Annotated in this window: 26 protein-coding genes; 19 read left to right on the top strand and 7 right to left on the bottom strand. The window is 40.7% G+C overall.

The annotated features are described in order from the left end of the window. The first annotated feature begins 79 nt into the window (after positions 1–79). The 4 genes from MTN96_RS15840 to MTN96_RS15825 all read left to right on the top strand — a co-directional run bounded on the left by MTN96_RS15840 (position 80) and on the right by MTN96_RS15825 (position 5371). Positions 80–2215, top strand: coding sequence for a M3 family metallopeptidase (locus MTN96_RS15840; protein WP_069440301.1), 2136 nt, complete (start codon positions 80–82; stop codon positions 2213–2215). A 109-nt stretch (positions 2216–2324) separates the two neighbouring features. Beyond that, entirely contained in the window at positions 2325–3170 is an 846-nt protein-coding gene (locus tag MTN96_RS15835) for a carboxylate/amino acid/amine transporter (protein ID WP_200882089.1), read from the top strand. Between the two features lie 69 nt (positions 3171–3239). Next, positions 3240–4565: a glycerophosphodiester phosphodiesterase family protein gene (locus tag MTN96_RS15830; RefSeq protein ID WP_248532211.1), complete on the top strand. Its 1326-nt coding sequence runs from the start codon at positions 3240–3242 to the stop codon at positions 4563–4565. A 71-nt stretch (positions 4566–4636) separates the two neighbouring features. Further along, on the top strand, positions 4637–5371 hold the full coding sequence (locus MTN96_RS15825) for a dienelactone hydrolase family protein (RefSeq protein ID WP_028835409.1): 735 nt from the start codon (positions 4637–4639) through the stop codon (positions 5369–5371). A 6-nt stretch (positions 5372–5377) separates the two neighbouring features. Here MTN96_RS15825 and MTN96_RS15820 read toward each other — a convergent pair whose 3' ends face one another. Beyond that, positions 5378–6295: a LysR family transcriptional regulator gene (locus MTN96_RS15820; RefSeq protein ID WP_248532210.1), complete on the bottom strand. Its 918-nt coding sequence runs from the start codon at positions 6293–6295 to the stop codon at positions 5378–5380. 156 nt (positions 6296–6451) lie between these two features. On the opposite strand from MTN96_RS15820, the gene MTN96_RS15815 reads away from it, so the two are divergent. From MTN96_RS15815 to MTN96_RS15790, 6 genes are all read left to right on the top strand, one after another. Next, entirely contained in the window at positions 6452–7135 is a 684-nt protein-coding gene (locus tag MTN96_RS15815; protein ID WP_248532209.1) for a type 1 glutamine amidotransferase domain-containing protein, read from the top strand. Positions 7136–7250: 115 nt separating this feature from the next. Next, complete coding sequence (locus MTN96_RS15810) at positions 7251–7856, top strand: rhomboid family intramembrane serine protease (RefSeq protein ID WP_069440305.1); 606 nt, start codon at positions 7251–7253, stop codon at positions 7854–7856. Positions 7857–7874: 18 nt separating this feature from the next. After that, positions 7875–8717, top strand: coding sequence for a glutathione-dependent disulfide-bond oxidoreductase (gene yghU / locus MTN96_RS15805; protein WP_248532208.1), 843 nt, complete (start codon positions 7875–7877; stop codon positions 8715–8717). A 517-nt stretch (positions 8718–9234) separates the two neighbouring features. Then, complete coding sequence (locus MTN96_RS15800; RefSeq protein WP_248532207.1) at positions 9235–9507, top strand: hypothetical protein; 273 nt, start codon at positions 9235–9237, stop codon at positions 9505–9507. 455 nt (positions 9508–9962) lie between these two features. Continuing rightward, positions 9963–10475 carry a response regulator gene (locus tag MTN96_RS15795; protein ID WP_248532206.1) on the top strand — a complete coding sequence of 171 codons (513 nt, stop codon included), beginning with the start codon at positions 9963–9965 and terminating at the stop codon, positions 10473–10475. Positions 10476–10542: 67 nt separating this feature from the next. Beyond that, entirely contained in the window at positions 10543–11844 is a 1302-nt protein-coding gene (locus MTN96_RS15790; RefSeq protein WP_248532205.1) for an MFS transporter, read from the top strand. Between the two features lie 18 nt (positions 11845–11862). Here MTN96_RS15790 and MTN96_RS15785 read toward each other — a convergent pair whose 3' ends face one another. Next, positions 11863–12471: a flavin reductase family protein gene (locus tag MTN96_RS15785; protein WP_036983276.1), complete on the bottom strand. Its 609-nt coding sequence runs from the start codon at positions 12469–12471 to the stop codon at positions 11863–11865. Positions 12472–12572: 101 nt separating this feature from the next. On the opposite strand from MTN96_RS15785, the gene MTN96_RS15780 reads away from it, so the two are divergent. The 6 genes from MTN96_RS15780 (at position 12573) to MTN96_RS15755 (ending at position 17140) form a co-directional block, all read left to right on the top strand. Then, the gene (locus MTN96_RS15780; RefSeq protein ID WP_248532204.1) at positions 12573–14102 is read left to right on the top strand and encodes a cryptochrome/deoxyribodipyrimidine photo-lyase family protein; all 1530 of its coding nucleotides are present in this window, start codon (positions 12573–12575) and stop codon (positions 14100–14102) included. 2 nt (positions 14103–14104) lie between these two features. Then, on the top strand, positions 14105–14239 hold the full coding sequence (locus MTN96_RS15775; protein WP_010391223.1) for a DUF2256 domain-containing protein: 135 nt from the start codon (positions 14105–14107) through the stop codon (positions 14237–14239). A gap of 286 nt (positions 14240–14525) precedes the next feature. Continuing rightward, complete coding sequence (locus tag MTN96_RS15770) at positions 14526–14990, top strand: hypothetical protein (RefSeq protein ID WP_248532203.1); 465 nt, start codon at positions 14526–14528, stop codon at positions 14988–14990. Positions 14991–15017: 27 nt separating this feature from the next. After that, positions 15018–15503 carry a hypothetical protein gene (locus tag MTN96_RS15765; RefSeq protein WP_248532202.1) on the top strand — a complete coding sequence of 162 codons (486 nt, stop codon included), beginning with the start codon at positions 15018–15020 and terminating at the stop codon, positions 15501–15503. Between the two features lie 192 nt (positions 15504–15695). Further along, positions 15696–16124 carry an OsmC family protein gene (locus tag MTN96_RS15760; RefSeq protein ID WP_248532201.1) on the top strand — a complete coding sequence of 143 codons (429 nt, stop codon included), beginning with the start codon at positions 15696–15698 and terminating at the stop codon, positions 16122–16124. 254 nt (positions 16125–16378) lie between these two features. Next, entirely contained in the window at positions 16379–17140 is a 762-nt protein-coding gene (locus tag MTN96_RS15755) for an EAL domain-containing protein (RefSeq protein ID WP_248532200.1), read from the top strand. 70 nt (positions 17141–17210) lie between these two features. On the opposite strand, the gene MTN96_RS15750 is transcribed toward MTN96_RS15755, so the two are convergent. Further along, a complete protein-coding gene (locus MTN96_RS15750) occupies positions 17211–18698 on the bottom strand; it encodes a dipeptidase (protein ID WP_248532199.1) in 1488 nt (495 codons plus the stop codon). Positions 18699–18859: 161 nt separating this feature from the next. Here MTN96_RS15750 and MTN96_RS15745 point away from each other — a divergent pair, with 161 nt between their 5' ends. Then, positions 18860–19042, top strand: a complete 183-nt coding sequence (locus MTN96_RS15745; protein ID WP_069440312.1) for a DUF2986 domain-containing protein — start codon at positions 18860–18862, stop codon at positions 19040–19042. A gap of 3 nt (positions 19043–19045) precedes the next feature. Here MTN96_RS15745 and MTN96_RS15740 read toward each other — a convergent pair whose 3' ends face one another. Then, a complete protein-coding gene (locus MTN96_RS15740) occupies positions 19046–20026 on the bottom strand; it encodes a TDT family transporter (protein ID WP_248532198.1) in 981 nt (326 codons plus the stop codon). Positions 20027–20134: 108 nt separating this feature from the next. Here MTN96_RS15740 and MTN96_RS15735 point away from each other — a divergent pair, with 108 nt between their 5' ends. After that, complete coding sequence (locus tag MTN96_RS15735) at positions 20135–21013, top strand: LysR family transcriptional regulator (RefSeq protein ID WP_248532197.1); 879 nt, start codon at positions 20135–20137, stop codon at positions 21011–21013. Positions 21014–21476: 463 nt separating this feature from the next. Here MTN96_RS15735 and MTN96_RS15730 read toward each other — a convergent pair whose 3' ends face one another. The 3 genes from MTN96_RS15730 to MTN96_RS15720 all read right to left on the bottom strand — a co-directional run bounded on the left by MTN96_RS15730 (position 21477) and on the right by MTN96_RS15720 (position 24308). Further along, positions 21477–23603 carry a TonB-dependent receptor gene (locus tag MTN96_RS15730; RefSeq protein WP_248532196.1) on the bottom strand — a complete coding sequence of 709 codons (2127 nt, stop codon included), beginning with the start codon at positions 23601–23603 and terminating at the stop codon, positions 21477–21479. An 88-nt stretch (positions 23604–23691) separates the two neighbouring features. After that, positions 23692–23889 carry a helix-turn-helix transcriptional regulator gene (locus MTN96_RS15725; RefSeq protein ID WP_013464415.1) on the bottom strand — a complete coding sequence of 66 codons (198 nt, stop codon included), beginning with the start codon at positions 23887–23889 and terminating at the stop codon, positions 23692–23694. Further along, the gene (locus MTN96_RS15720) at positions 23886–24308 is read right to left on the bottom strand and encodes a hypothetical protein (protein WP_028835426.1); all 423 of its coding nucleotides are present in this window, start codon (positions 24306–24308) and stop codon (positions 23886–23888) included. Before MTN96_RS15720 ends, MTN96_RS15725 begins: the two co-directional genes overlap by 4 nt. A gap of 340 nt (positions 24309–24648) precedes the next feature. Here MTN96_RS15720 and MTN96_RS15715 point away from each other — a divergent pair, with 340 nt between their 5' ends. Further along, positions 24649–25854: an MFS transporter gene (locus MTN96_RS15715; protein WP_036956818.1), complete on the top strand. Its 1206-nt coding sequence runs from the start codon at positions 24649–24651 to the stop codon at positions 25852–25854. Positions 25855–25881 lie beyond the last annotated feature (27 nt).

Below are 25881 nucleotides of genomic sequence, written 5' to 3'. Positions count from 1 at the left end.
ATATAAGTCAAAATTTGGTAAGTTAACTGGGTTTTCGACTCACTAAGCCTGTTTCGGCTATTTTTTCCATGGAGTTATTATGCGTAAAACACTGATTGCCACTACGATTGCTAGTGCACTTTTATTATCTGCCTGCTCTTCTGAGAGCACTAAAGAAACAACACAAGAAACCGCAGCGCAAGTTCAAGACATTAACGCAAGCAATGTGTTGTTCAAACCAAGTCCACTTCAATACATGGCACCTGAGTTTGATAAGTTTGGTACGACTGAATACGAAGCCGCATTTGATGCAGGTATTGCACAGCACAATGCAGAAATACTGGCAATTGCCAACAACCCAGCGCCAGCCACTTTTGAAAACACCTTAGTTGAAATGGAGCTGGCAGGCGAGCTACTAAACCGCGCATCAGCTGCGTTTTATAACCTATCAGGTCTTATTTCAAACGATGAATACCAACGTATTGATAAAAAAATGGCGCCAGTTTTCTCGGCTCACTCTGATGACATTTATTTAAATGGTGCATTATTTAAACGTGTACAAACGGTATACGACAATAAAGATAAGTTAAGCGCTGAAGATCAACGCCTAGTCGATTTTTACTACAAACAGTTTGTTAAAGCCGGTGCAAAATTAAACGATGCTGAAAAAGCAAAAATGCGTGAAATCAACGCTGAGCTTGCAAAACTATCAACTGAGTTTTCTCAAAACGTATTAAAATCGTTTAAAGAAGATGTCATTTTAGTAACAGATAAAAGCAAATTAGCGGGTTTATCTGAAAGTGAAATTGCCGGTCTTGCAGCCGCTGCTGAAAAAGCAGGTAAAGATGGTTACATGATCACCTTAGTGAACACCACGCAACAACCTATTTTAGCAAGCCTTGAAAATCGCGAACTACGTGAGCAAATTTTTAAAGCATCAACCAATCGTGCTGCTAAAACAAATGGCCCTATCATTATTAAAGAAACTAACCTACGCGCACAAAAAGCAGAACTGTTAGGCTTTAAAGATTGGGCTTCTTATGTAATGACTTCACGCATGGCGCAAACTACTGATAACGTGTACGGCATTTTAGATGACTTAGCGCCAAAAGCAGTTGAAAAAGCGAAAGCAGAAGCACAAGCAATTCAAAAAGTAATTAATGATTCGGGTGAAAACTTTGAACTTAAACCATGGGATTGGTCTTTCTACGCAGAAAAAGTACGCGCTGAAAAATACGACCTAGATCCAGCATTGGTTAAGCCTTATTTTGAAATGCAGTCGGTTATCCATAACGGCCTGTTCTTCGCTATGGAAAAACTTTACGGCATTACCTTTAAAGAGCGTAAAGACTTGCCGGTTTACCACGATGATGTAATGGCATTTGAAGTATTTAACGCCGATGGCAGCGCCATTGGTTTATTTTACATGGACCCATATGCACGTGAAGGTAAACGTGGCGGTGCATGGATGAGTGCATACGTAAGCCAAAGCGGCTTAAAAGGCACTAAACCTGTTATTTACAACGCACAAAACATTCCAAAGCCGGCTGAAGGCGAGCCAACGCTCATGACGTTTGATGAAGTATCAACTATGTTCCATGAGTTTGGTCATGCGGCACACGGGTTATTCTCTGACGTTAAATACCCAAGCCTAGCAGGTACTGCAACAGCGCGTGACTTTGTTGAATTTCCATCACAAGCACACGAAGATTGGATGATTGAACCAACGGTACTCGCCAACTACGCTAAACATTACAAAACAGGTGAGCCAATTCCTCAAGCATTACTTGATAAAGTACTTGAGTCGCAAAAGTTCAACCAAGGTTTTGGTACCACTGAATATTTAGCAGCAGCACTACTGGATATGGAATGGCACTCATTTGGTTCTGATAAGAAAATAACTGACGTACAGCAGTTTGAAAGTGACGCATTAAAGGCACATGGTATTGATTACTACCCAGTTCCACCGCGTTATAAATCAAACTACTTTAGCCATACGTTTGCAGGTGGTTACTCAGCGGGTTACTACGCCTACCTGTGGACTGAAGTATTTGCAGCCGATGCCTTTGCTCATATGGAAAACAACGGTGGCTTAACGCGCGAAAATGGCGATAAGTTCCGTAAAGAGATCCTATCAAAAGGTAATAGCCGTGACTTAATGCAAAGCTACATTGAGTTTAGAGGCCAAAAACCAACCACTGACGCCCTGCTTAAGCGCCGTGGTTTAGTTGATTAATTAATATTTTTAAGCAACTGATATAAAAGCCCGCTTGCGGGCTTTTATTGTTTATAGAACAATATATAACAGATAAACTGACACCATTACTTAAGACAAGATGAGTGTTATGGGCTATTTATTTGCAGTTACCCTTCTTTGGGCGTTTTCGTTTAGTTTAATTGGTGTGTACTTAGCAGGCCAAGTTGATGCATGGTTTAGTGTGTTAATTCGTGTGGCTTTAGCAGCGTTAGTATTTTTGCCTTTTTTAAAGAAAATCCCCACCCCGCTTGCGTGTAAACTCATGCTGATAGGCGCACTGCAACTGGGGGTTATGTATGGCTTTTATTACCACTCATTTTTGTTTTTAAGTGTGCCAGAGGTGCTGTTATTTACTGTAATGACCCCGCTTTACATTACGCTTTTAAACGATGCGCTAAATAAACAGTTTAATCCGCAGTTTTTTATCGTTGCGTTTATTGCCGTATTAGGCGCTATTACCATTCGTTATGAAAACTTAGACAGTAACTTTTTAGTCGGATTATTACTGGTTCAAGGCGCTAATATTAGTTTTGCCATCGGCCAAGTAACCTACAAACGATTAATGCTTAATAAACAACTCGATGATAAAACCGTATTTGGTTGGTTTTTTATTGGCGCATTAATTGTTGCAAGCGCCTGTTACGCCCTATTTGGCGATCTTAACAAATTACCAAGTACCTCAACTCAATGGGGCATACTTATTTATTTAGGTATTGTGGCCTCTGGTTTAGGCTACTTTATGTGGAATAAAGGCGCGACGCTTGTCAATGTTGGCGCGCTGGCGGTGATGAACAACTTGCTTATTCCTGCCGGTATTATTGTTAATGTGCTTATTTGGAATAGAGACGCAGACCTACTTAGATTAAGCATTGGCGCGGGAGTGATGCTGGTTGCATTAGTGGTAAACCAAATAATGGCTAAATCAGCAAATTAATCACTCTGTAGTGAAATTGTCATTAATAATTAGTAAGGTAGCGTTCACTTTTATTTTTAAGGACAAATAATGAAGCGCATACCTTTTCTAACAACTTTTTTATTATTAAGCTCACTCGCTGGCTGTGATGACGATGTAAAAATAATCGAAAAAGAAGTGGTTGTTACCAACACTGAGGTTGAAATTGTTGAAGTACCTACCCCGGTTATTGTTGAAGTAGCTCAAGGCACTAATTTTCAACTAGGTACTCGCCCAGACTACCTAGTTGACGATATGGCTAGCAGCGCACTAAAAACAAAATTAGAATCGTGCAAGGAAGGTCCTTTTTATCGTACTGATTTTTCTATTGGTCACCGCGGTGCTCCAATGCAATACCCAGAACACACTAAAGAATCTTATATTGCAGCCGCTCGCATGGGAGCAGGTGTTGTCGAATGCGATGTAACCTTTACCAATGATAAAGAGCTAGTATGTCGTCATTCTCAGTGCGACTTGCACACCACCACCAATATTTTAGCCATTCCAACATTGGCTGCTAAATGTAGTGAGCCATTTACTCCAGCAAACTCTAACAGTGACTCGCCTGCTTCAGCTAAATGTTGTACCAGTGATATTAGTTTGGCAGAATTTTTAACTCTTGAGGGTAAGATGGATGGCGCAAACACCAGTGCCACCAATGTTAGCGATTACATGAAAGGTACACCCGGTTGGCGCACTGACTTATACGCCACCTCTGGTACACTCATGACCCACAAACAAAGTATTGCACTCTTTAAAGAGCTGGGAGTAAAAATGACCCCAGAGCTTAAATCCCCTCAAGTGAGTATGCCCTTTAACGGTATGACCCAAACGCAATACGCACAAAAAATGCTGGATGAATACACGCAAATGGAAGTACCCGCTTCGCGAGTGTATCCGCAATCATTTAATTTAGCTGACGTAAAATATTGGATTAACACTAATCCTGAATTTGCAGCGCAGAGTGTCTATTTAGATGGACGCGACAGCAATACAGGGTTTGATCCAAACAACGCAGCAACATGGCAGCCATCTATGGCAGAGCTCATAAACGACGGCGTTAAAATTATTGCGCCACCCATTTGGATGCTATTAAGCATAGATAACGACAGTAACATTGTCCCCTCACAGTACGCTATTGATGCTAAAGCCGCGGGGCTTAATATCATTGCATGGAGTCTTGAGCGCTCTGGCCCTCTAAATCAAGGCGGCGGTTATTATTATCAGTCAATTAGTGATGTTATAGATAACAATGGCGATATGTTCACTGTGGTTGATGTGTTAGCGCAAGACGTAGGTGTAATGGGTATCTTTTCCGATTGGCCTGCAACCGTAAGCTACTATGCTAGCTGTAATAACATGCCTGCAAGTATTTAGACTTTAAGGCGTGTTTATTTTATCGCGCTCAGTTACCATATATTTTATATATTATTTAATTGAGCGCTTTTATGATCATCCAACACCACCATGCTGACTTGCCTACCCCAACGGGGTTAATGCGCACTACAGTTTATCGCCCACACGCTCACGGGCAATTCCCAGCCATTATTTTTTACTCTGAGATTTTTCAGCAAACCGCGCCTATTGCTCGCAGCGCTGCTATTTTAGCAAGCCATGGCTTTGTCGTACTTGTGCCAGAAGTATTTCATGAACTTAACCCTATCGGGACAGTGCTTGCTTATGACGATGCGGGTAAAGATAAAGGCAATAACGATAAATGGGCAAAACCGCTTGAATCCCACGACAGCGATACCCAAGCGTTAATCGACTTTGTACAAACACACGATTACTGTACTGGCTCTGTAGGTGCTATGGGTGTTTGTATTGGTGGGCATTTAGCTTATAGAGCCGCATTAAACCCCGCAATAAAAGCCGCTTTTTGCTTATATGCCACTGATATTCATAGCGACACACTTCCCGCACAAAAAGGGAATAATTCATTTGAACGTATGGCTGATATACAAGGTGAAATCCACTTTATTTGGGGAAAGCAAGACCCCCATGTGCCACAACAAGGTCGCGACAAAATTTATCAACAAGCGGTTAGTACGGGTATTAATTACCAATGGCAAGAAGTGAACGCGCAACATGCCTTTATGCGTGATGAAGGCGAGCGGTACGATGCAGCACTTGCTATCACCATGTATCAGCAAGCCGTTGCTTTGTTTAACCGAGTGCTTTAAGCGCTATTATTTAAGCATACCTAATGCGGTATGTTGCTTTACAAAATACGCTTTTAAATAATCAATAAACAAACGCAGTTTTTTAGAGCCCGCCGCCCCAGGCGGGAACACCCCATAAAGTTCAATGTCTTTGCTTTTATAATCATCGAGTATAATTTGCAGCAAACCCGCTTGTACTTTTGGCCATGCATCGTAAAGTGGAATACGACCAATACCATGCCCCGCCTCTACAAACGCAGTGCGTGCAGCAGCGTTATTGGTGCTTAAACTACCTTGCATTGTAATCTCGACCTTTTTGCCTTCTTTTTGTAAGGTCAGCGTTTTACTGCCTAATTGATAAACCACCCATTGATGCTTTGCCAACTCATCGGCTGTAGTGGGTTTACCAAAATGCGCAAAATAATCGGGCGCACCACAAATACAGGTACTCATAGTAGTGAGCTTAGTGGCTTGTAAGTTCGAATCGCGCAGTGCAACCCCTCTAATTGCAAAATCAAACCCGTGCTTAATAATATCCACAACGTCATCCGTGAGCTGTAAATCTATATCAATTTTAGGGTACTGACGTTTAAAGGTATTTATTGCCGGTACAATTAACTGCATCCCTACATTTACTGGGCAACTTATTTTTAATAGCCCTTGAGGTTCACTTTTTATATTTTCTATTTGCTGATTAGCGGCATTAGCTTGCTCTGTAATAACACGGCAACGCTCATAATAGGCCATTCCGGCTTCGGTTAACGCCATGGTGCGGGTAGAACGGTTAAGTAGCGTCACTTCGAGCTGTGTTTCTAATTTTTTTAAGTGATAACTCGCTACAGCACGGGTCAGCCCTAATTGTTTTGCCGCTGCAGTTAAGCTGCCCTGCTCTACAATTTGTGCAAATACCACCATACTTTTTAACTGTTCAAACGAGACTTTCATGGGCGCTCCAGTGCGGTTTTAACTTCAACCCTCCAATTGTATCAATTATTGAATCAATTAAGTTAAATTTATCATCGTTGTTTAAAGCCCTCTTAGTGCATATAGTCTTTATCAAGCAAGATTAATTAATTTAAATCATCTTAAGGAATACCTTACATGGCTAAAAAAATACTTATGGTTCTTACATCACATGCAGAGCTTGGTAACACTGGCGAAAAAACTGGTTTTTGGGTAGAAGAATTTGCAGCCCCTTATTACGCATTTATTGATGCAGGTATTGAAGTAACATTGGCTTCTCCAAACGGCGGTCAGCCTCCGATTGACCCAACGAGTACACTTGCTGATTTTCAAACTGAGGCAACCAAACGTTACGATGCAGACAGTGGTGCACAAACACTGATGGCAAATACCAAAGTTTTAAGCGAAGTAAACTCTTCTGATTACGACGCCGTATTTTACCCTGGTGGTCACGGCCCTTTATGGGATTTAGTCGATAACATCGATTCTGTATCGCTCATTGAAAGCTTTATTAAAGAGCAAAAACCAGTCGCTGCCGTGTGTCATGCAAGTGCGGTATTTTTAAATGTTAAAGACGCTGATGGCAATGCATTAGTCGCCGGTAAAAAAGTAACGGGCTTTACTAACAGCGAAGAAGCTGCGGTACAACTTACTGAAATTGTTCCATTTTTAGTTGAAGACGAACTTATCAAAAAAGGTGGCGATTACCAAAAAACCGATGACTGGGGCGTACTTGCTCTAGAAGATGGTTTATTGATCACCGGTCAAAACCCAGCAAGCTCAGAACTTGCAGCTAAAAAGCTATTAACTAAACTAGGTTAATAGCAGCCAACAACTCAAATCAGCACAGCATTTTATGCTGTGCTTTTTTAATTGCTTTTCATTACCTTATACAATTCCTATACTGGCAACACTTTCGGTAAATAAGGATCACACTATGGCCACTAAACCAAACACGCTTTCACTTATTACCAGTACCCGTTTTGCTATTTTTAGTATTATTATTATTTGTTTTGTATTGCAGCTTATTAATAGCCTACCTGGCATTAATTTAAACGGTTTAGGTATTTATCCCAGAAGTATTCAAGGGCTGGTTGGTATTCTTTGTGCTCCCTTTTTACACGGTAGCTGGTGGCATTTTGCCAGTAATATGTTGCCATTTGCTGTATTAAGTTGGTTAATTTGCCAGTACAGCGTACAGCGCTTTTATAGTGTATTTATATTCACCGCTTTAGTAGGTGGCTTATTAGTTTGGATGTTTGCCCGCAGTAATATTCATGTAGGTCTAAGCGGTGTCATCTATGGTTTGTGGGGATTTATTTTATGCTATGGCATTGTAAGGCGTTCATTTAAATCGATTTTTATCGCTGTTATCGTAGCATTTTTATACAGCAGCTTTATCTGGGGCGTATTACCGCAGCGTTTTCATATCTCGTTTGAGAGCCATTTTTTTGGTGCATTAAGTGGATTGTTTTTAGGTTATAAACTAGCAAAAGCAGATAAATTAAAAAATCAGCAAGCAACAACTAAAACACGCGTTTAATAAAGATAGAGGTTATTTATGAGTGAAAACAACGAATACATCCCGCCTAAAGTATGGACATGGGACAGTGAGAGTGGTGGTAAATTTGCTAGTATAAATCGCCCCATTGCAGGCGCCACTCATGACAAAACACTACCGATTGGCGAACATCCATTTCAGCTTTATTCGCTGGCAACACCCAATGGCCAAAAAGTTAGTATTATGTTTGAAGAGCTGTTAGAGCTTGGCTTAACCGATGCCGAATACGATGCGTATTTAATTAATATTGGTGAAGGCGATCAGTTTGGCTCTGACTTTGTTAATATAAACCCGAACTCAAAAATACCCGCGCTGATGGATCATTCAACCACACCGCCAACACGCATATTTGAGTCAGGTGCTATTTTACAATACTTAGGCGAAAAATTTGATGCCTTTATTCCTAACGATCTCAAAGCAAAAACAGAGTGTCGTAACTGGCTATTTTGGCAAATGGGCTCAGCACCTTACCTAGGCGGTGGGTTTGGCCACTTTTACAGTTATGCACCGAGTAAAATGCAATACCCGATTGACCGCTTTACCATGGAAACTAAGCGTCAGCTTGATGTATTAAACCGCCATTTAAGTGACAATGAATACATGGCAGGCAGTGAATATTCAATTGCCGACATTGCTATTTGGCCGTGGTATGGCTCACTGGTTTTAGGTGACTTATACGACGCAGCAGAGTTTTTAGATGTTGCATCTTATACGCATGTGGTTCGTTGGGCTAAACAAGTGGCTGCACGTCCAGGCGTAAAACGAGGTCGTCGCGTTAATCGTACGTGGGGCCCGGAAAAAGAGCAAATGGCAGAGCGCCACACGGCCCAAGACTTTAAATAAAAGTCAAAACAGTTCAATAAGCCAGCTGCTTAGCTGGCTTTTTTATGTCCATTAATAAAAAATATTGAATCATATTTCAGCTTCATATTTTATAAAAAATTAAATAATTTTCTTTAAGTGCACGCAGCGAAGGTGTAAAAACATTAACGCTCTACCATGACTTAGACTATTCAAACCATTACGAATCGGCCTATGCAATGAAGATGAAGGTGCTGACTGCTTTAGCAGAGATTAATAATAACGTGCAAGATTATTAGCTCACACTGATTGAAAAAGACAACAGAGGTAATGCGAATAGCAGCTTATTGCACATGCAGCAGTTTCTAAAAGACCCCAATGCACTGGTTTTTATTGGTGGATTGCACTCCCCGCCGTATATAAAAACAGAGAGTTCATCAATAAAAACAAACCTTTACTATTACTGCCTTGGGCTGCCGGAGGGTCTATTACCCGATACCCTAGCGATGATAACTGGGTATTTAGGCTCTCGGTAGATGATACAAAAGCCGGCTATAGAATGGCCCAATTTGCAACGCAAACTCTAAATTGCAAAAATCCCCTCTTACTTTTAGAAGACACGCCATGGGGAAAATCAAATAACAACACCATGCTTAAGGCCTTTGGTGATATAAAACCACAAGTAAAATGGTTTAACTGGAACACAAAAATAAATAACGCCAAATTAATACTGCATAAAATAAAAAATACACCTGCAGAGTGTATTTTATTTGTTGGAAATGCCATTGAGGGGGCTGTTTATAAATGCGATGGCAAGTTTTGCCAAATATGAACGCCTTCCTATTGTGAGTCATTGGGGAATAACGGGTGGGGATTTTTTTGCCAACGTTGAGCAAGCCATAAAATCAAACTTGAGCTTACATTTTATACAAAGCTGTTTTTCATTTTTAAAAACGTCGCAAACCGATTTAACTAAAAATGTTATAGCACAAAGCTTATCCCTGTAGCACTCACTGAGTTAATTTCTCCGGCTGGATTTATTCATGCCTACGACTTAACAAAACTATTGTTACAGGGCATATCACAAATAACTTTAATCAATAATACAGAGCAAAACAGAGCAAAAATCAAACATGCACTTGAGAGCTTAACCATGCCAGTTAATGGATTAATAAAACAATACCAACGTCCTGTTGCTGTGTGGTCAGCTAATAATTTACCGCCAATTTAATTGCTGCTAAAACTACTCGCTTCATAATCGATATTGCTATATCAATTATTGTAAGTATGGCTTTAAGTAAAACCCTTGATAAAGAGGTAGATCTTATGGCTGCGCATGTTGTTTTAATGACCAAGGATGAGCTAAATAAACAGCGCGATTTATATCAAGCGTCTCGGTTTTCAGCCATTGTTACAAAGCCCATAATCACACAAAATCTTTTTAAGATGCTATCGACCTGCTTTAAAAGTAATAGCATTGATATTGCAGAAAATGGCCAGCACGCGCTCGAATATTTAAAACAAACAACTTCCCATAACCCGTACTCACTCATTTTAATGGATTGCCAAATGCCAGTAATGGATGGTTACCAAGCCACAACCCATATAAGAGTAAATGAAGCTGGGAGTAAAAATCCCCCAATTACTATTATTGCTACGACAGCAAACGCTATGGTGGGCGATAAAGCTAAGTGCTTACAGGTTGGAATGAATGACTATATTTCTAAGTCCATTGCGCAAGATATATTATTTAAAGAACTCCTAAAATGGTTGCCATATGAGCTTAAAAATAATGAGTAAAGTAGATATGTTAATCATATCATCTTAATATATATAAATATTTGTACTTATACAGCGGTAAAATAGAGTGAAAAAACTAACAAAAGAGCAAATTTATAAACGCTTAAATAACGAAGAAGATGCTCGCGCGTGTAAGGCCATTGACGATAACGCATGCCAAGAAGTCCCCGGTAATTTTATTACTTTACTGCTAAGCCAACTGTTTAGTAAGTTTGCTGATGCGCTACTCAATCCCAAAATAACGCTGCCGTGGTTAATGCAAAGCTTAAACGTGCCAGCGAGTTTTATTGCTTGGCTAGTACCTATTAGAGAGTCAGGTTCACTGCTGCCACAGTTAGCCATTGCTGGCTTTATCCGCCAATTGCCTATTCGTAAATGGGTGTGGGTTATTGGCGCTATTGTGCAGTCTTTATGTATTTTGGCTATGGTTGGTGTCGCGTTTACACTTGAGGGCAAGCTTGCGGGTTACGCCATTATTGGTTTATTAATTTTATTTAGCTTAGCTAGAGGTTTTAACTCGGTGGCCGCAAAAGATGTGCTTGGAAAAGTTATTCCTAAGCAACAGCGCGGTAATATTAGTGGCTTAGCTGCCAGTATTGCCGGTTTTGCCACCTTAACGTTTGGCTTACTCATGTGGTTTTTTTCACAACAAAAAGATCAAAACACCGTCATTATAGCCTTAGCACTCGGTGCAGTAATGTGGGTGATCGCGGCTTTTTTTTACAGCCAAATAAATGAATATAAAGGGGCAACTGATGGCGGTAAAAATGGCTTGCTGCATGCATTTTCTAAACTTAAGCTGCTTTATAAAGATAAACAATTTGCCCATTTTGTTGTTACCCGTGCGCTACTTTTATGCTCAGCTCTGAGTGCTCCTTTTTATATAGTTTTAGCCAGTAAACAGTCTTTTGAATTTTCTCTGCTTGCCACTTTTATTGCCGTTTCTGGCTTTGCTAGTTTAGTCTCGGCGCCTATTTGGGGCAGGCTCAGTGACTTATCCAGCCAGCGTGTTTTAGTGCTTAGCGCTATATTAGTCACATTTAATGGCTTAGCCGTATTTGTTATTGCCACTTGGTATAGCGCACTACTGCTAAATTGGTGGGTTATGCCTATATTGTATTTTTTACTCTCAGTTGCACACCAAGGCGTGCGTTTAGGGCGAAAAACTTACCTTGTAGATATGGCTGAGGGCAATAAACGCACCGATTATGTATCGGTAAGTAACACGGTAATTGGGGTGTTATTACTACTTCTGGGTAGTATAGGTTTACTCGAGGCTTTTTTATCAACCGCTGAGCTAATTTTACTTTACAGCACCCTTGGTTTTTTAGGTGCTATAAGTGCATTCTTTTTGCCACAAACCGAATAATAGGTTACCCACATTGCTTTATAACTGTGGGCGCTTTAGTGCAAATTTGTCTTTCGTGGTACTAAAATAATCGCCGCCCATTTTACCCACCGCATCCAAACGCGTTGGATCAATATACCCGTTCACTAAAACGGTGTCGTCGAGAAAAATACCCACTACATCTAACAGCATCATTTGCCCACCGCTTGGCTCATCTGAAATAGTAATCACCTCTCGCAACTTACATTCGTAGCGTGCTTTTGACGCCGCAACACTTGGTACACTGACTAATTGGCTGGGGGTACGCTGTATATTTGCAGCATCAAATTCACTCACGTCACGTGGATAGTTAGCGCAGCTTTGGTTCATTTGATCAACAAGCGAATGGCTAACAATATTAACCACGCACTCTTTGGTAGCGAGTAAATTATTTAACGTATCTTTATTTGCATTATCGCGAGGGTTTACTTGCGTGACGCTTAAAACCGGCGGGTTACAACTAGCAACAGTAAAAAACGAATAAGGCGCAATATTAGCAACCCCCTTCTCACTTAACGTGCTTACCCACGCAATCGGTCTTGGGCTTATACCGCCTACTAAGTAGCTATAAACAGAGTGGTTGCTATTATCGGTTAAATCTAAAAACATGGTTTCTCACTTTTAATCTTAAAAAACTAAATCGGAAAATCGCTACGCTGCGTACAAGTAAATAATTACTTCATAGCATTTTTAAATAATACATTGAATCCATGCGCATAAAAATAAACATAGTCTGGTTTAAACGTGACTTACGCCTAAGCGATCATCAGCCTTTAAAAAATGCGTTTAGTAACGGCCTGCCTACCCTTTTAGTTTATAATTTCGAACCTTTACTGCTTAATGATGCGCATTACAACGAGCGGCATTGGCGCTTTGTATATCAATCTATTTGCGACTTAAACACTCAGTTGGCTCGCTTTAACAGCCGCGTGTATATATTTAATGAAGATATGCAAACCCTGCTTGAATCGCTTCACTCGCAGTTTGAAATCACAAACCTCTTTAGCCACCAAGAAATAGGGCTAAACAATACCTTTGAGCGTGACATAGCAATTAAAGCCTGGTGCCAACACCATCACATTAACTGGTTAGAGTCGCCAACGGGGGCTGTGATACGTGGCAAAAGAAATCGCAGTAATTGGAACGAGCGCTGGCAACAAACCATGCAAGCACCTATTGCTATACCTAATTGGAAGCAAATAAAACCACTTACCCTTACTGATTATCAAACACCTATACTGCCGAGCGCCTACACGCAAGATAATGAACATTTTCAGCAAGGGGGCCCTCGACTTGCCCGTGAGGTAATGCAAAGCTTTTTTGCTGAACGCGGTAAAGATTATCAAAAAGGAATATCCAGCCCAAGCTTAAGCCGTGCGCATTGCTCTAGGTTATCGCCCTATTTAGCGTGGGGAAATATCAGCTTGAGGCAAGTGTACCAAATGGCGATTGATGCATACCATAGCACTTCTGCTGATAAAAAAGGGTGGAAGCGCCCGCTTGCCGCGTTTGTATCGCGCTTGCATTGGCATTGCCATTTTATGCAAAAGTTTGAAAGCGAGTGTACCATGGAATTTAAGGCGCTAAATCCAGGGTATCATGCATTTCCGTATCGTGATGACGCCCAGGTTGCCAGCGATATTGAACGCTGGGCACAAGGGCAAACCGGTATTCCTATTATTGATGCCTGCATGCGCTGTTTAAAAGCCACCGGTTATATTAACTTTAGAATGCGCGCTATGCTGGTTAGCTTTGTAACGCATCATTTAAACATTAGCTGGCAACAGGCAAGTTTTCCGTTGGCTAATTACTTTTTAGACTTTGAACCGGGAATTCATTACCCGCAAATTCAAATGCAAGCCTCTGTCACCGGTATTAATACCATTCGTCATTACAACCCAATTAAGCAATCGGAAGATCAAGACCCAACCGGTGCGTTTATAAAAAAATGGTGCCCCGAACTTGAAAAGCTCCCCATTGAATATTTACATCAACCTTGGGAGCAAACGCCCATGGAAGCGCTATTTAACGACTTTAAACTAGGTGAAGACTACCCTGAGCCAATGCTTGATTTAACCACCGCCTCAAAAGAAGCCCGCGAACGGCTATGGCAATACCGAGAACGGCCCGATGTAAAACGCGCCATAGGTAAAATTCTTAAAAAACACGTGGCTCCAACTCAAAAGGTTACCCGCGTAAAACGCAAAACTCGCAGTAACAGCAATAAAGAGAACACCTAATTATGGCGCACAAAAAACTTAACTTACCGCAAAAAATTTGCCCAGTATGCAATAAGCCGTTTGCGTGGCGTAAAAAGTGGCAACGAGATTGGGATAACGTTATTTATTGCTCAGAGCGGTGCAAACGCAGTAAATAGCCGCTTATAAAAACCAATACACGCACATTCGCTTTAATCTCACTTTATATCTTACATAGCTGTTATAGTGGTTAACGTTTCAACTTGTTATTCAATGCAAGTTAACACTCTACCCTCTGCCTGCTCAACATTCATTACACCTAGCACAGCTAATTAAAAGAACCCCCTTTACCAAGCCTTATTTTTACAACCATGGCGTGAGCTTGCCTGTAAAACCCCTCTTTATTTGTTAGCGATGTAGCATTATTCGTTTATAAACTCAGCATACTTTAATCAAGGATATAGCATGAGAGAATTAACTATTGGCGTAATTGGAACATCACGTAAAACAGATGAAAAACGCTACCCTATTCATCCTGCGCATTTAATGCGTATACCTGAAAAACTCAGAAAAAAAATGATTTTTGAGCAAGGTTATAGCGCGGCATTTAATATGAACGACGAAGAAATTGCAGCACTGACAGGCGGCATTGCCACCCGCAGTGATATTTTAACCCAATTAGGCACCGTCATTATTGCCAAACCAGTGCTTGCTGATTTACAAGAACTTAAAGAAGGCGGCACAATTTCGGGCTATGTACATTGCGTACAACAACAACAAGCAATTACCCAAGCTGCCCTTGATAGAAAGCTCACTCTTATTGCCTTTGAAGACATGTTTGTATGGCCACCACAGGGAAATGTGGGCCGTCATACTTTTTATAAAAACAATGAAATGGCAGGTTATTGTGCGGTGTTACATGCACTGTAACTAAAAGGCATTGAAGGCGAAGCTCGTATGATAGTGGTTGAGCACGATGGGTCGCAGCGCCCGCTTACTGAGCTTATTAGCGAAGCTGACATTATTGTTAATGGCACCTACCAAGAAACCGCAAACCCCGTCAATTTTGTGATTGAATCTGAAGCCGATTGCTTAAAACCCAATAGCCTTATAATAGATGTAAGTTGTGATGAAGGAATGAGATTCTTTTTTGCAAAGCCAACAACATTTAAACACCCAATGTTTAGCTATAAAACCACGGATTATTACGCGGTTGATCATACCCCTAGCTACTTATGGGAAAGTGCAACGCGCTCTATTTCTGCCGCGCTCATTGTATACTTGCCAACTGTTTTATCCGGCCCAGAGCAATGGCAAAAAGACGAAACCATTCGCCGCGCTATCAATATTGAACACGGAATAATTAAAAACAACGCTATTTTAGCGTTTCAAAACCGTGAAAGCGCCCCGCCTTATCACCTGCAAATAGCTGACATAACCTAAATTCGGGATAATAAATAATCCCAAACATAACGTGAACCTTGTTTATTCAATTATTTGGCTTCTATTTTGCAACTATCTATGTAAATAACGCTTTTTAGCAGTTTTACCGTGTAGTGTTTACAACGTATTGCAAACACTACACGGTATGACTAATTAATCTAAAAAGCCTACACCCTCAACAAGGAGAACATAATGACGATTAAAAAATCTGCAAGTTCAACATGGTCTGGTGATATTAAAAAAGGGAAAGGCACTATATCAACTCAAAGTGGCGCATTAGATAACCAGCCGTATGGGTTTAATACCCGCTTTGAAGATAAGCCAGGATCAAACCCTGAGGAATTAGTGGGTGCAGCACATAGTGCCTGTTTTGGTATGGCTTTATCGCTGGCACTTGGTGAAGCGGGCTTTACCGCTGAGAACATAAACACCGAAGCAGTGGTTAGTTTAGACGAAGTGGATGATGGCTTTGCCGTGACGCACATTGCCCTTGAAGTAAATGCAACCATTGCAGATATTTCAAATGAGCAATTTCAAGCATTGTGCGAACAAACCAAAAAAGGCTGCCCTATCTCAAAATTATTAAATACTGAGATTTCGCTTAACGCCACACTTAAGTAAATACCGAGTGTATTAAGCTAGGCGCAAAGCGCTTAAAGCTCATGAAAAATAAGGTTATACGCATGTAAAAAAGCCATAACCTTATTGCTACTTTTTCATTAATCATAGAAATAAAGGCACTGTTTAATCGCGGTGAGTTACAAAAAGGTAAACAAAACAGTTAAATAGATTATGTAAAATATCAATACTTTGTTAGGGTTAAGGGCAGGCTTAACCACACCTTATTTTGTAGGTTAAAACAAAGGGTACGATGAATGAATGATAAATCACTAAATTGCGAAAAAGTCTCTTGTAGCAATTGCGCTGATTCGAATGAACTAGATTTTGACTTTACCATGGCATTTCAGCCTATTGTAAATTGTCAAAATAATACTATTTTTGGATATGAAGCACTTGTCCGTGGTTTAAATAATGAATCGGCCTACTCTATTATTTCTCGTGTTAACGATACTAACCGCTATACGTTTGATCAGTTATGCAGAATTAAAGCGATTGCACTTGCATCAAAGCTAGGTGTAGATTCGATACTCAGTATTAACTTTTTACCAAACGCTATCTACAAGCCAGAGCGTTGTATTCGTACCACCCTAGAAGCCGCTAAAAAGTATAACTTCCCTACAACAAATATTATGTTTGAATTTACAGAAGTCGAAAAAATAGAAGACAGCGCACATGTTAAACGTGTTGTGAGCTATTACCAAGAATTAGGCTTTAAAACAGCCACCGATGACTTTGGTTCAGGCTATTCTGGATTAAACCTATTAGCCGATTTTCAAACTGATATTATCAAGCTTGATATGGCGCTGATCAGAGATATCGACAAAGATAAAAACCGCCAGGCAATCGTTACCCACTGTTTAAACATGTTTAGCGCGCTAAATGTTACAGCTCTGGCTGAAGGCATTGAAACCGTTGAAGAATATCAGTGGTTAAAACACGCAGGTATTGAGCTAATGCAAGGTTACTTATTTGCAAAACCTGGGTTTGAATGCTTGCCAGAAATTGATTTTCAATAGCACACCGTTGCTATAAAAAACCGCCGTTACGGCGGTTTTTTCGTATTAGATATAGGTTATATATCCAAAATTACATATTCCCCAGCTCTATTATCATTGCGGTGTACATACGTAAATTAAGTGCTAATTGCTCAAGGGTAATAAACTCATGTTCTGAGTGTCCGGTGTAGCGTTTGCCCGGCATAGATGGGCCAAACGACACGGCATTATCAAATAGTTTGGCATTTGTACCGCCCCCTATTGAAACAAAATCAGCGTTTTTATCACCCGTATAATACTTAAAAATATCAAGTAGCTTTTGCGCATGGGGTGCGCTATCTAAAAGCATGGGCTTACCAATGGTGATTTTAATGTTAGCTAACGTAACCTGATTAGCCGTTTGCCAATTAGCAAGCGCAGTATCAATTTGTTGTTTAAGTAACGTCTCATCTTTACCAACCGGACGGCGAGCATTGACCGCTAAAGTAAGCGCATTACCCTCACGTTCAATAACCGTAGGCGCTACGCTCATTGGCCCCATAAAGTCATGTTCATAAGCAATTTCGCCAAACTGTTTACCGTAAATATCTAAACCAATAAGCTGATTAACAAAATCAATGAGCTGGCCATCACTGTTGTTTTCAAGCTCAACGCCTTTAAATATTTCAGCTAAATAAGCAATGGCGTTAACGCCTGATTCCGGTTCAGATGAGTGAGCCGACATGCCTTTAACACTTATGGCCAGCGCGTTATTTTGCTCTGTAAAATTAAATTCAACTTGCTTAAGTGTGTTAGCTTTTGCTTTTAATTGATTAATTAATGTTTCGTTGGCGTTATGTAGTAATAGGCTGGCATCTTCAGGGATTTGACTGGCAAATGCGCCGCCGGTTACACCACTGACATACACACCGGTTTGTGGTGATGTTGCATCAAATGTTGGCGCAATTAAGCTCCAGCCTTTTTCAGCAACCACCACAGGGTAAGAGGCATCGATGGTTACCGCATACTTTGGTTGCTGATAAGTTTTCATAAACTCAGTTAACGGCCCCCAGTCAGACTCCTCCGCTAGGTAAATCATTAATTCAATACGGTTATCAAGCGCTATGCCTTTATCTTTTATCGCCTTCATGGCGTACATTGCAGTCGCAATAGCACCTTTGTCGTCTTCGGTACCACGGCCAATTAATTTATCCGGCTCTGAGGTGTCAATAATAAATGGGCTTTGTTTCCATTTGCTGGCATTAGCGGGTTGCACATCGCCATGGGTTACTATGGTTACCTTTTCAGTTTGTTGCCCCATACTAATAAGTACGGTGTAACCTAAATCTTGATAATCAAAACCAAGCTCAGCCGCTTTCATTTTTAGTAGCGCTTTAAAGCCAATAAAGTCGGGATTTTGTGGTGCGCTAACATCACTTTTATTGACCGTTGGAAAAGACACCAAATTTGTGAGTGTATGTACTTGCGCACTTTGGTAGGTATTTACAGCGTAATCAGCCACGCTGTCATTAATTTTATTTAATTGTGCATGAGTATTAAAGGCCAATAAAGCGATACTAGCTAAAGCTAACTTTTTCAAAACAAATCCCATTTAATTAACAACCAAGAGCCATAATTATAACGCCCTTGTGTAATAACAAACAACGCTTTGCGACAGAGCGTAAAACCGCCACTATATTTATCTAACAGCTTTACTAAAGATGCCTGTATAATGCGCACCTTAAAATTACGGGGTTAATCATGAATCGCAGAAAAAAGATCATTACAAAGTTTAATAACAAAGATAAGCGTGCTAATGCCAAGCTGCATAAAAGCAACAAACCGGCTTATGTTTCAAAAGCAGAGCGCGCCAAGCTTGCTGAGCAAGATGCCGAACAAGCAATTGAGCACGGGGCTAACGAGGTAGTGCAAACAAGCGTTTAATCGTTATTTTGATAGGGTGAGAGGCTTAAATTGAGTGTTAAAAAACTTAAAATGAGCCAAATAACGAACCGCCACATAGCAAACTACCCCACTGGCCACAATCAATTCAAACGTTGCTAAATACTGTATTTGCTTAATAAACTGCAAATCAATTCCCACTGTATGCATCCATGCGGCAAGTTTAAATAACGCGGTAGCACCAATGACCACAGGGAAAGTAAACGCAGCGTAACCTGGGCAAAATGGACGGCGCAATAATTTAAAAAATGCGACATAAATTATAAAGGTCATCAGTACTGCAATTCCAAATAACAAGCCAATAATAACCGGTGACGGCTCGCTGTTCACTGTAAAGTAACCAGCTAGCGATAAACTTGCTGGCGCAGCTAAAATAGCCAAGGTAGGCTGTGCAGCATCAGGAATGTGCGCTGCAAAAATGATCCGGTAAATCATCATAGGCAACATAACTGCATACATCAGCATGCCAAAATAAAGCGCCCCTTGCGCTAAAAACAGCAGTGCCGGATTCCCTGAAAACGCGACATCGGCAACAATGATCCCAACCGGCGGTACAAACCAGCTTGGCACCATATGCTCAATTTTAAATTCAATCATGCGATGAGCAATAAAGCTGATTAAAAACACTACATGCAATAAAAATGCACCTACCCAAAGCACATCTCCCGCAAGGGAGTAAAACTGCCCTAAAGAATTAGACACCACTAAGGTAGCCATAGCAAAAGTAGGCACCACACTTCCCACAACTGGGTGGGCTAAATCGGCTTTAAGCAGTTGAGGATGTAATAAAAACTTAAGTGTTAACAATAGCAATAATACGCTCGCAATAGCGGCACCGGTATATTGTGCTACGCCATTTAGGTTAGTCATACTCTCCCAAGCCCAACCTAGGCTGGCAATACCTAATGCCAAACCACCCATTGGTGTTGGTGCACCTGATACTTTTGTTTTTATATGTTTAAACATCTCTATTCCACCCTGTGGTTATAACTTACAGAGAAGTTTACGCTTGCATTTTGTTAAGTTAAATCTAATTATATAGAACACAAGTTCAAAAAAACTAAACATAGCATAATGAATATCTCACTTAAGCAACTTAAAGTATTTGTAGGCATAACCCAGCACAACACCCTTACAGCAGCGTCTGAATCATTGTTTCTATCTAAAGCGGCGGTGAGTATGGCGCTTAGCGAGCTTGAAAAACAATTAGGCCACCCACTGTTTGACCGGGTAAATCATCGCTTAATTTTAAATCAAGAAGGGCAAAAGTTACTGCCCTTGGCCGATGAATTACTGCACAGAGCAAATGATATTAATACGCTTTTTTCGTCCCACGCAAAAGCCAGTGGCACGTTAAAAATAGGTGCTAGCGATACCATTGGCAATCATGTTTTGCCCTCAATACTCAGTGGGTTTCGCCAACAACAGCAGCATTATTCTCAGCAGGTTTTTATTTCAAATTCTGAGCTTATTTGTCAAAAACTGCGCGACTTTGAACTCGACATTGCATTAATAGAAGGCCACGCCCAGCAAAGCGACTTAATCTCAACCGTGTTTAGCCAAGACACTATGTGTATTATTGCGCCGCAATCCCACACTTTAGCTGCAAAACCACAGCTTAGTTTTAATGACTTGGCAAACAGTCAATGGGTATTAAGGGAAGCTGGCTCTGGTTCACGCTCATTCTTTTTACAAAACCTTGCTACGCATATCGATAATTGGAGCCAAAGTTTTGAACTCAATACCACAGAGGCATTGATCAACAGCGTTGCAGAAGGGTTAGGGCTGGGATGCTTATCGTCACTCGCGGCACAGTACGCTTTAAACGATGGCCGCGTTACGCAGCTTAACTTAAACCACCCCATGCAAAGACAGTTTTGGTTAGTGATGCATAAAGACAAATACAAAAATCCGCTGTTAACGCAGTTTATTGATTTTTGCGTTCACAATTAATCTATTCTTTTGCGTGTGTTATAGTTTTTATCTCAAATCAAATACCACTTTCTGGGAGAAAGTCTATTAATAATGGGGATTGAAATCATCGGATAGTGCCTTTCAGATAAAGGCTACATTTATCTTTTTCACCTCCTTAACTTCAAAAAGGATAAATTGACTTTCCGTTTTAAGTGTCATTATTAAACAAACAAAACGCAAAAAAAATATTTGAGTTAAAATGGCTAAACCAAGTGTGAAAGAGCACCCAAATTTGAACTTTCGAATATAGACTACGAAAAAATAGGCAAATACATTAACAAATATGACGCTACAGATGAAAAAGTACATTATTTACATTGAAGTCTATTAAAATGGAGAGTCCCTCAAGCTCTAATAAAAAAGTAACTTTCTCAACTTAAACCGTCAGACTCGATTAACCTAAAATCGGATCTGACGGCTGATACTAACTTACTCTCTCACTTTAAAACGCGTAACTCATAGCTAAATTAATAGAGCGACCCTGCCCTGCTAATTGATTGAATCCCTGCGTTGAATCTTGTTTAAACTCAGCAATACTTACGCCGCCCAGTGGTAATTCATAATACTCATCAAGCAGGTTGGTAATATCAACACTCACGGTCAATGCATCCCAACTGGCTTTAGAGCTTAGGTTTAGTAAATGATACTGCTCGGTTTGGTTTTCTAGGCGGTTGCTATCTACCCGGATTTTACTATCGACCCACTGCCACGTGAGTGCGTTTTCAAAGCGGCCAATTTGCTGGTTAATAGCAAATTGGGTTTGCAGCGGCTTAATTTGATAAAGCGGCTGATTGGTATCGTCGCGCTTACCACGGGTGTTGGTAATGTTAGCTTTTAACGACCAACTACCATACTGCTTAGACTCGTGCAGAGTAGTAACCGCATCTAGCTTTACGCCATAAAGCGTGGCATCTAGGTTATTAAACATAAGTACATTACGAGTATTGGCAGCAAGCACTGTGCGGTTAAAGCTTCTTACTCTGTTGGCATCAATATAATCATTTACATCGCTCACCCACGCATTGGCACTGATACGCCAGCTATCGTCTTTTGCCATAGTGGTGTAAGTGGTACTTAGCGTGTGCGCGGTTTCAGGTTTAAGAGCAATGTTACCAATATAGCCATTACCATCGCCGTACCAACCTATCATGGTGGTGGCCATATTGCCCACCCCCCAACTGTAACGTTCGTATAAATTAGGTGCGCGATTTTTACGAGCTAAACCAATTTGTAACTCGTCATTATTGCTTAGTTGATAGTTAATCAGCACGTTTGCATCGACTAGGTTATCTGTTTGTTTTTTGTTCTGATCATTAAACTCTTTAGCGGCCATTGCATCGCTTGGCATCGCCATGGCCATCGCACTCATAGCGGCCATACCTGCGTTGTATGCTTGTACATCGTCGGTATTGGTTATTACATTTTCAAATCGAACGCCTGCATTTAACCACCAGCGAGTATCTAATTGGCTTTCATATTCAGCAAGCAGGGCAATACGCTGACGCCGGCCGTTATTAATATTGTTGTAGTCATTTGGCCCCATCATCATTGAGCCTTCAACCGCAGGCCACCAATCATCAATATTCATATAATGGTACTCTTGGGCGAGTAATAACTGGCTGTTGTTATCAAGCGCTAATTGCCATTTTAACTGAGTGCTTATATCTTCGGCGTCAGTTTTCATTGGCATTTTTCCGGTTTTTTCTGCGCTGAAAAAGCCCATTTCATGCTTTACGCTATGCCAATTTAACTGCGCTTCAAGCTCACTGTTTGTAAAAGCACGCTTATACTGGGCAACAGCGCCATAGCTGGTGTTATCTGTCATATCCATATATTGGTTAGCAAAGCCTTGATAGGGTATTTTTTGATGGCTTAGCTTAACCACTAATTGTTGCTTATCATCGCGCATGGCAGCACTTAAACTATGGTTTTGCGCGCGGTATAGGGTGTCAAGCACTAAATCGCCGTTACCATCTTCATAACTGTTAGCATCGCTAAACGCACCTTGATAATTAAAACTGAATACGTCGCTGGCAATGCGCATGCCCGCGCCTACCTTTTTGCCGTTATCTAGCGTATTGTATTGGGCTGATACGTAGCCAGAGTGCCAGCCAAGTTGCTTGCTTTCACTGTACTGAGGCGAAATAGAATTAACCGCGATCACCCCTGCAATATTATCGCCTCCCGCGCTTACCGGAGAAATACCCGCAACCACTTTGTAGCTACTAATTTGATTGGCTGAAATATACGACAGTGGCGGGTTCATTTGATTGGCACAGGCGGCGGTGATTTGCGCACCATCGACCAGTACCGCCACTCTATCGCCCATTAAACCATTTAAAACAGGTAAGTTAGCCATGCCACCGGCGGCTGAAAAGTCCACACCTAAATCAGTTAATAACGATTCAGATGAACCTAACGATAGGTGTTTGTTTTGTGCTTGACCGTGTACTTCAATAATTTCAATTGAGGCGTCATCTGCAAAGGCAACAGGCGATAGTACGCCACTTATAACGAGTGCCAAAGGCGATAATAAATAGGAGGTTAAAGGATTTTTTTTATCAGTCATTATTGATTTACCACAAAAATTTTGTGGGTAAATTATACGTGCTGCGGCAAGTTAAAAAGCGCGACATATTGTCGCACTTTGTTAATTTTTAACCCTGTTCGTCATCAAAAATATCTTCTATTTTAAGTTTAAACAACCTTGCGGCCTTAAAAGCCAGTGGCAAGCTGGGATCGAACTTGCCCTTTTCAATGGCATTAATCGTTTGGCGCGATACATCCAACAGCTCGGCCAACTTTGCTTGAGTGAAATTATGCTCGGCTCTTAACACTTTTAATCTATTTTTCATTCATCACCTGCGCAATAGTGTTTATTAAGCACATACACACTAATTAAATACACCGCCCCCATTAAAAACATTAAGTCGGGTATTTGCGCTTTAAAATCAATTAAACCACTCAATTGTAAATTGGTGTATGCCAGCCCGCCTACTAACACTGCACCTAAGGTAAACCCCATGGCACTGAGATGTATTTTTTGCATTAATTCATCCATGCCTTGCAAATAGCGCTTGTTGGCTAAAATCATCCCTACGCCAGCAGCCAAATTTATAATAATAAAAAAGCCACTAATTAGCGCTGAACGATCCCAGATTAAAGTGGGGCCAAAGCTGCAAATAGCTAAAGTAAAAAGCCATATTAAGGTCCATTTAGCTAGGTAACTGGTATTTTTAATTTGGCGTTGTTTTAAATTTAATTCTGCTTTCATTGCCTTTATCCTGTTTTTAAAAGTAATGTTTACTTTACAAATATCATTCATGCATTACAAGAAGTCAAGTTAACATTACATTTTAAATTTAACACTGCTTATTTTTGATTGCGTTAATACTTTACTGAACTTACTTAACCATCCTTTGGTTGGCTTAAGTTAAATTTTATTCATCTTAAATTATGGTTTAGTCCATGACGAAAGAGAGCTTTTAATTTAAAATGCACGCCTCTTTACTCCTCATTTCCACATTCAACTAAATAAGCGTGTGTGCTTTATTTTTAAGCGCACTGGCGTTTAGTTTGTTATTAAATTTTATTTATTATCTTCAAGGATTTATATGGCCGTTGATACTACATCGCCGTCGGGTCAGCCCAATAGAACCGCTATTTTAATTGTGCTGGCGTTGGGTACTTTTATTTTGGGGTTATCTGAATTTTCTATGATGCCTATGTTGCCATTAATTAGTGAGGCTTTTGGCAGTACCCCGTCACAAAGTGGTTATGCTATTAGTGCTTATGCTCTTGGGGTGGTGGTTGGCGCACCCATTTTAATGTTGGCAACGGCAAATATGCGAAAACGACGAGCGCTATTATTATTTTTAAGCTTAATGTGTATTTCAAACAGTTTAAGTGCATTAGCGACCTCGTTAGAACAACTGGTGCTGTTTAGGTTTTTAAGTGGCCTTCCCCATGGCGCTTATTTTGGTGCCGCGTTATTACTGGCCTCTGATATAGCACCGCAAGGAAAACGCGCTAGCTTTATGTCAAAAGTGTTTATGGGCTTAACCATAGCCACTATCGTTGGTGTGCCGGTGGTGACATTGGTTGGGCAAAATCTTAGTTGGCGTTATTGCCTCGCTGCGGCTGGGGTGTTGGCGTTTATTGCCTTTATTTTTGTGTATAACGTGGTGCCTAATGTTAAAAACACCCATACCTCTAATATACTCAACGAATTAGGGGTGCTAAAAAACAAACTGGTTTGGTCAATATTAGGGATTGTTATTATTGGCTTTGGTGGCGTATTTTGTATTTATACCTATGTGGCCGATACGATCTTAGAGGTCACTCAGAGCGCGCCCTATACAATTTCAATTGCTATGGTGATGTTTGGTATTGGCTCTACGCTCGGTAATTACGTACTAGGTAAAGCTGCCGATAAATCAGCGATAAAAACCACCGGATTTACGCTTGCCTCTACCATTGTTTTTGCATTTGCATATGTAAGTGCCAGCTATAATATTTATCTGCTGTATGCGGTTATATTTTTTATTGGCTGCAGCTTAGGGCTATCAACCTTAGTGCAAACGCTATTAATGGATGTATCACCTGACGGCCACGCCATGATTGGGGCATTAGTGCAGTGTGCGTTTAATATTGCAAATGCTATTGGCCCTTGGGTTGGCGGCATTGCTATTGCAAAAGGGGCAGCGCCAAATCAAACAGGCTATGTTGCTGCGGCTTTATTTTTAGGTGGGCTGTTAATGTGGCTGCTTAGTTATATACAAATTAGCGGCAACAAAACTAAACAGGCACAGCCTTGTTAATAAAAACAAAAAGAGCCGCTAAGCGGC

Source organism: Pseudoalteromonas sp. 2CM28B, from assembly GCF_023161935.1.
Note: the sequence above shows the minus strand (reverse complement) of the source record. Positions and strands in the feature narration are given on the sequence as shown.

What these genes read in the sequence shown, in the direction of transcription:
- MTN96_RS15840 (WP_069440301.1), top strand. Translation starts at nt 80, where the DNA reads ATGCGTAAAACACTGATTGCCACTACGATTGCTAGTGCACTTTTATTA.
- MTN96_RS15835 (WP_200882089.1), top strand. Translation starts at nt 2,325, where the DNA reads ATGGGCTATTTATTTGCAGTTACCCTTCTTTGGGCGTTTTCGTTTAGT.
- MTN96_RS15830 (WP_248532211.1), top strand. Translation starts at nt 3,240, where the DNA reads ATGAAGCGCATACCTTTTCTAACAACTTTTTTATTATTAAGCTCACTC.
- MTN96_RS15825 (WP_028835409.1), top strand. Translation starts at nt 4,637, where the DNA reads ATGATCATCCAACACCACCATGCTGACTTGCCTACCCCAACGGGGTTA.
- MTN96_RS15820 (WP_248532210.1), bottom strand. Translation starts at nt 6,295, where the DNA reads ATGAAAGTCTCGTTTGAACAGTTAAAAAGTATGGTGGTATTTGCACAA.
- MTN96_RS15815 (WP_248532209.1), top strand. Translation starts at nt 6,452, where the DNA reads ATGGCTAAAAAAATACTTATGGTTCTTACATCACATGCAGAGCTTGGT.
- MTN96_RS15810 (WP_069440305.1), top strand. Translation starts at nt 7,251, where the DNA reads ATGGCCACTAAACCAAACACGCTTTCACTTATTACCAGTACCCGTTTT.
- yghU (WP_248532208.1), top strand. Translation starts at nt 7,875, where the DNA reads ATGAGTGAAAACAACGAATACATCCCGCCTAAAGTATGGACATGGGAC.
- MTN96_RS15800 (WP_248532207.1), top strand. Translation starts at nt 9,235, where the DNA reads ATGGCCCAATTTGCAACGCAAACTCTAAATTGCAAAAATCCCCTCTTA.
- MTN96_RS15795 (WP_248532206.1), top strand. Translation starts at nt 9,963, where the DNA reads ATGGCTTTAAGTAAAACCCTTGATAAAGAGGTAGATCTTATGGCTGCG.
- MTN96_RS15785 (WP_036983276.1), bottom strand. Translation starts at nt 12,471, where the DNA reads ATGTTTTTAGATTTAACCGATAATAGCAACCACTCTGTTTATAGCTAC.
- MTN96_RS15780 (WP_248532204.1), top strand. Translation starts at nt 12,573, where the DNA reads ATGCGCATAAAAATAAACATAGTCTGGTTTAAACGTGACTTACGCCTA.
- MTN96_RS15775 (WP_010391223.1), top strand. Translation starts at nt 14,105, where the DNA reads ATGGCGCACAAAAAACTTAACTTACCGCAAAAAATTTGCCCAGTATGC.
- MTN96_RS15770 (WP_248532203.1), top strand. Translation starts at nt 14,526, where the DNA reads ATGAGAGAATTAACTATTGGCGTAATTGGAACATCACGTAAAACAGAT.
- MTN96_RS15765 (WP_248532202.1), top strand. Translation starts at nt 15,018, where the DNA reads ATGATAGTGGTTGAGCACGATGGGTCGCAGCGCCCGCTTACTGAGCTT.
- MTN96_RS15760 (WP_248532201.1), top strand. Translation starts at nt 15,696, where the DNA reads ATGACGATTAAAAAATCTGCAAGTTCAACATGGTCTGGTGATATTAAA.
- MTN96_RS15755 (WP_248532200.1), top strand. Translation starts at nt 16,379, where the DNA reads ATGAATGATAAATCACTAAATTGCGAAAAAGTCTCTTGTAGCAATTGC.
- MTN96_RS15745 (WP_069440312.1), top strand. Translation starts at nt 18,860, where the DNA reads ATGAATCGCAGAAAAAAGATCATTACAAAGTTTAATAACAAAGATAAG.
- MTN96_RS15740 (WP_248532198.1), bottom strand. Translation starts at nt 20,026, where the DNA reads ATGTTTAAACATATAAAAACAAAAGTATCAGGTGCACCAACACCAATG.
- MTN96_RS15735 (WP_248532197.1), top strand. Translation starts at nt 20,135, where the DNA reads ATGAATATCTCACTTAAGCAACTTAAAGTATTTGTAGGCATAACCCAG.
- MTN96_RS15730 (WP_248532196.1), bottom strand. Translation starts at nt 23,603, where the DNA reads ATGACTGATAAAAAAAATCCTTTAACCTCCTATTTATTATCGCCTTTG.
- MTN96_RS15725 (WP_013464415.1), bottom strand. Translation starts at nt 23,889, where the DNA reads ATGAAAAATAGATTAAAAGTGTTAAGAGCCGAGCATAATTTCACTCAA.
- MTN96_RS15720 (WP_028835426.1), bottom strand. Translation starts at nt 24,308, where the DNA reads ATGAAAGCAGAATTAAATTTAAAACAACGCCAAATTAAAAATACCAGT.
- MTN96_RS15715 (WP_036956818.1), top strand. Translation starts at nt 24,649, where the DNA reads ATGGCCGTTGATACTACATCGCCGTCGGGTCAGCCCAATAGAACCGCT.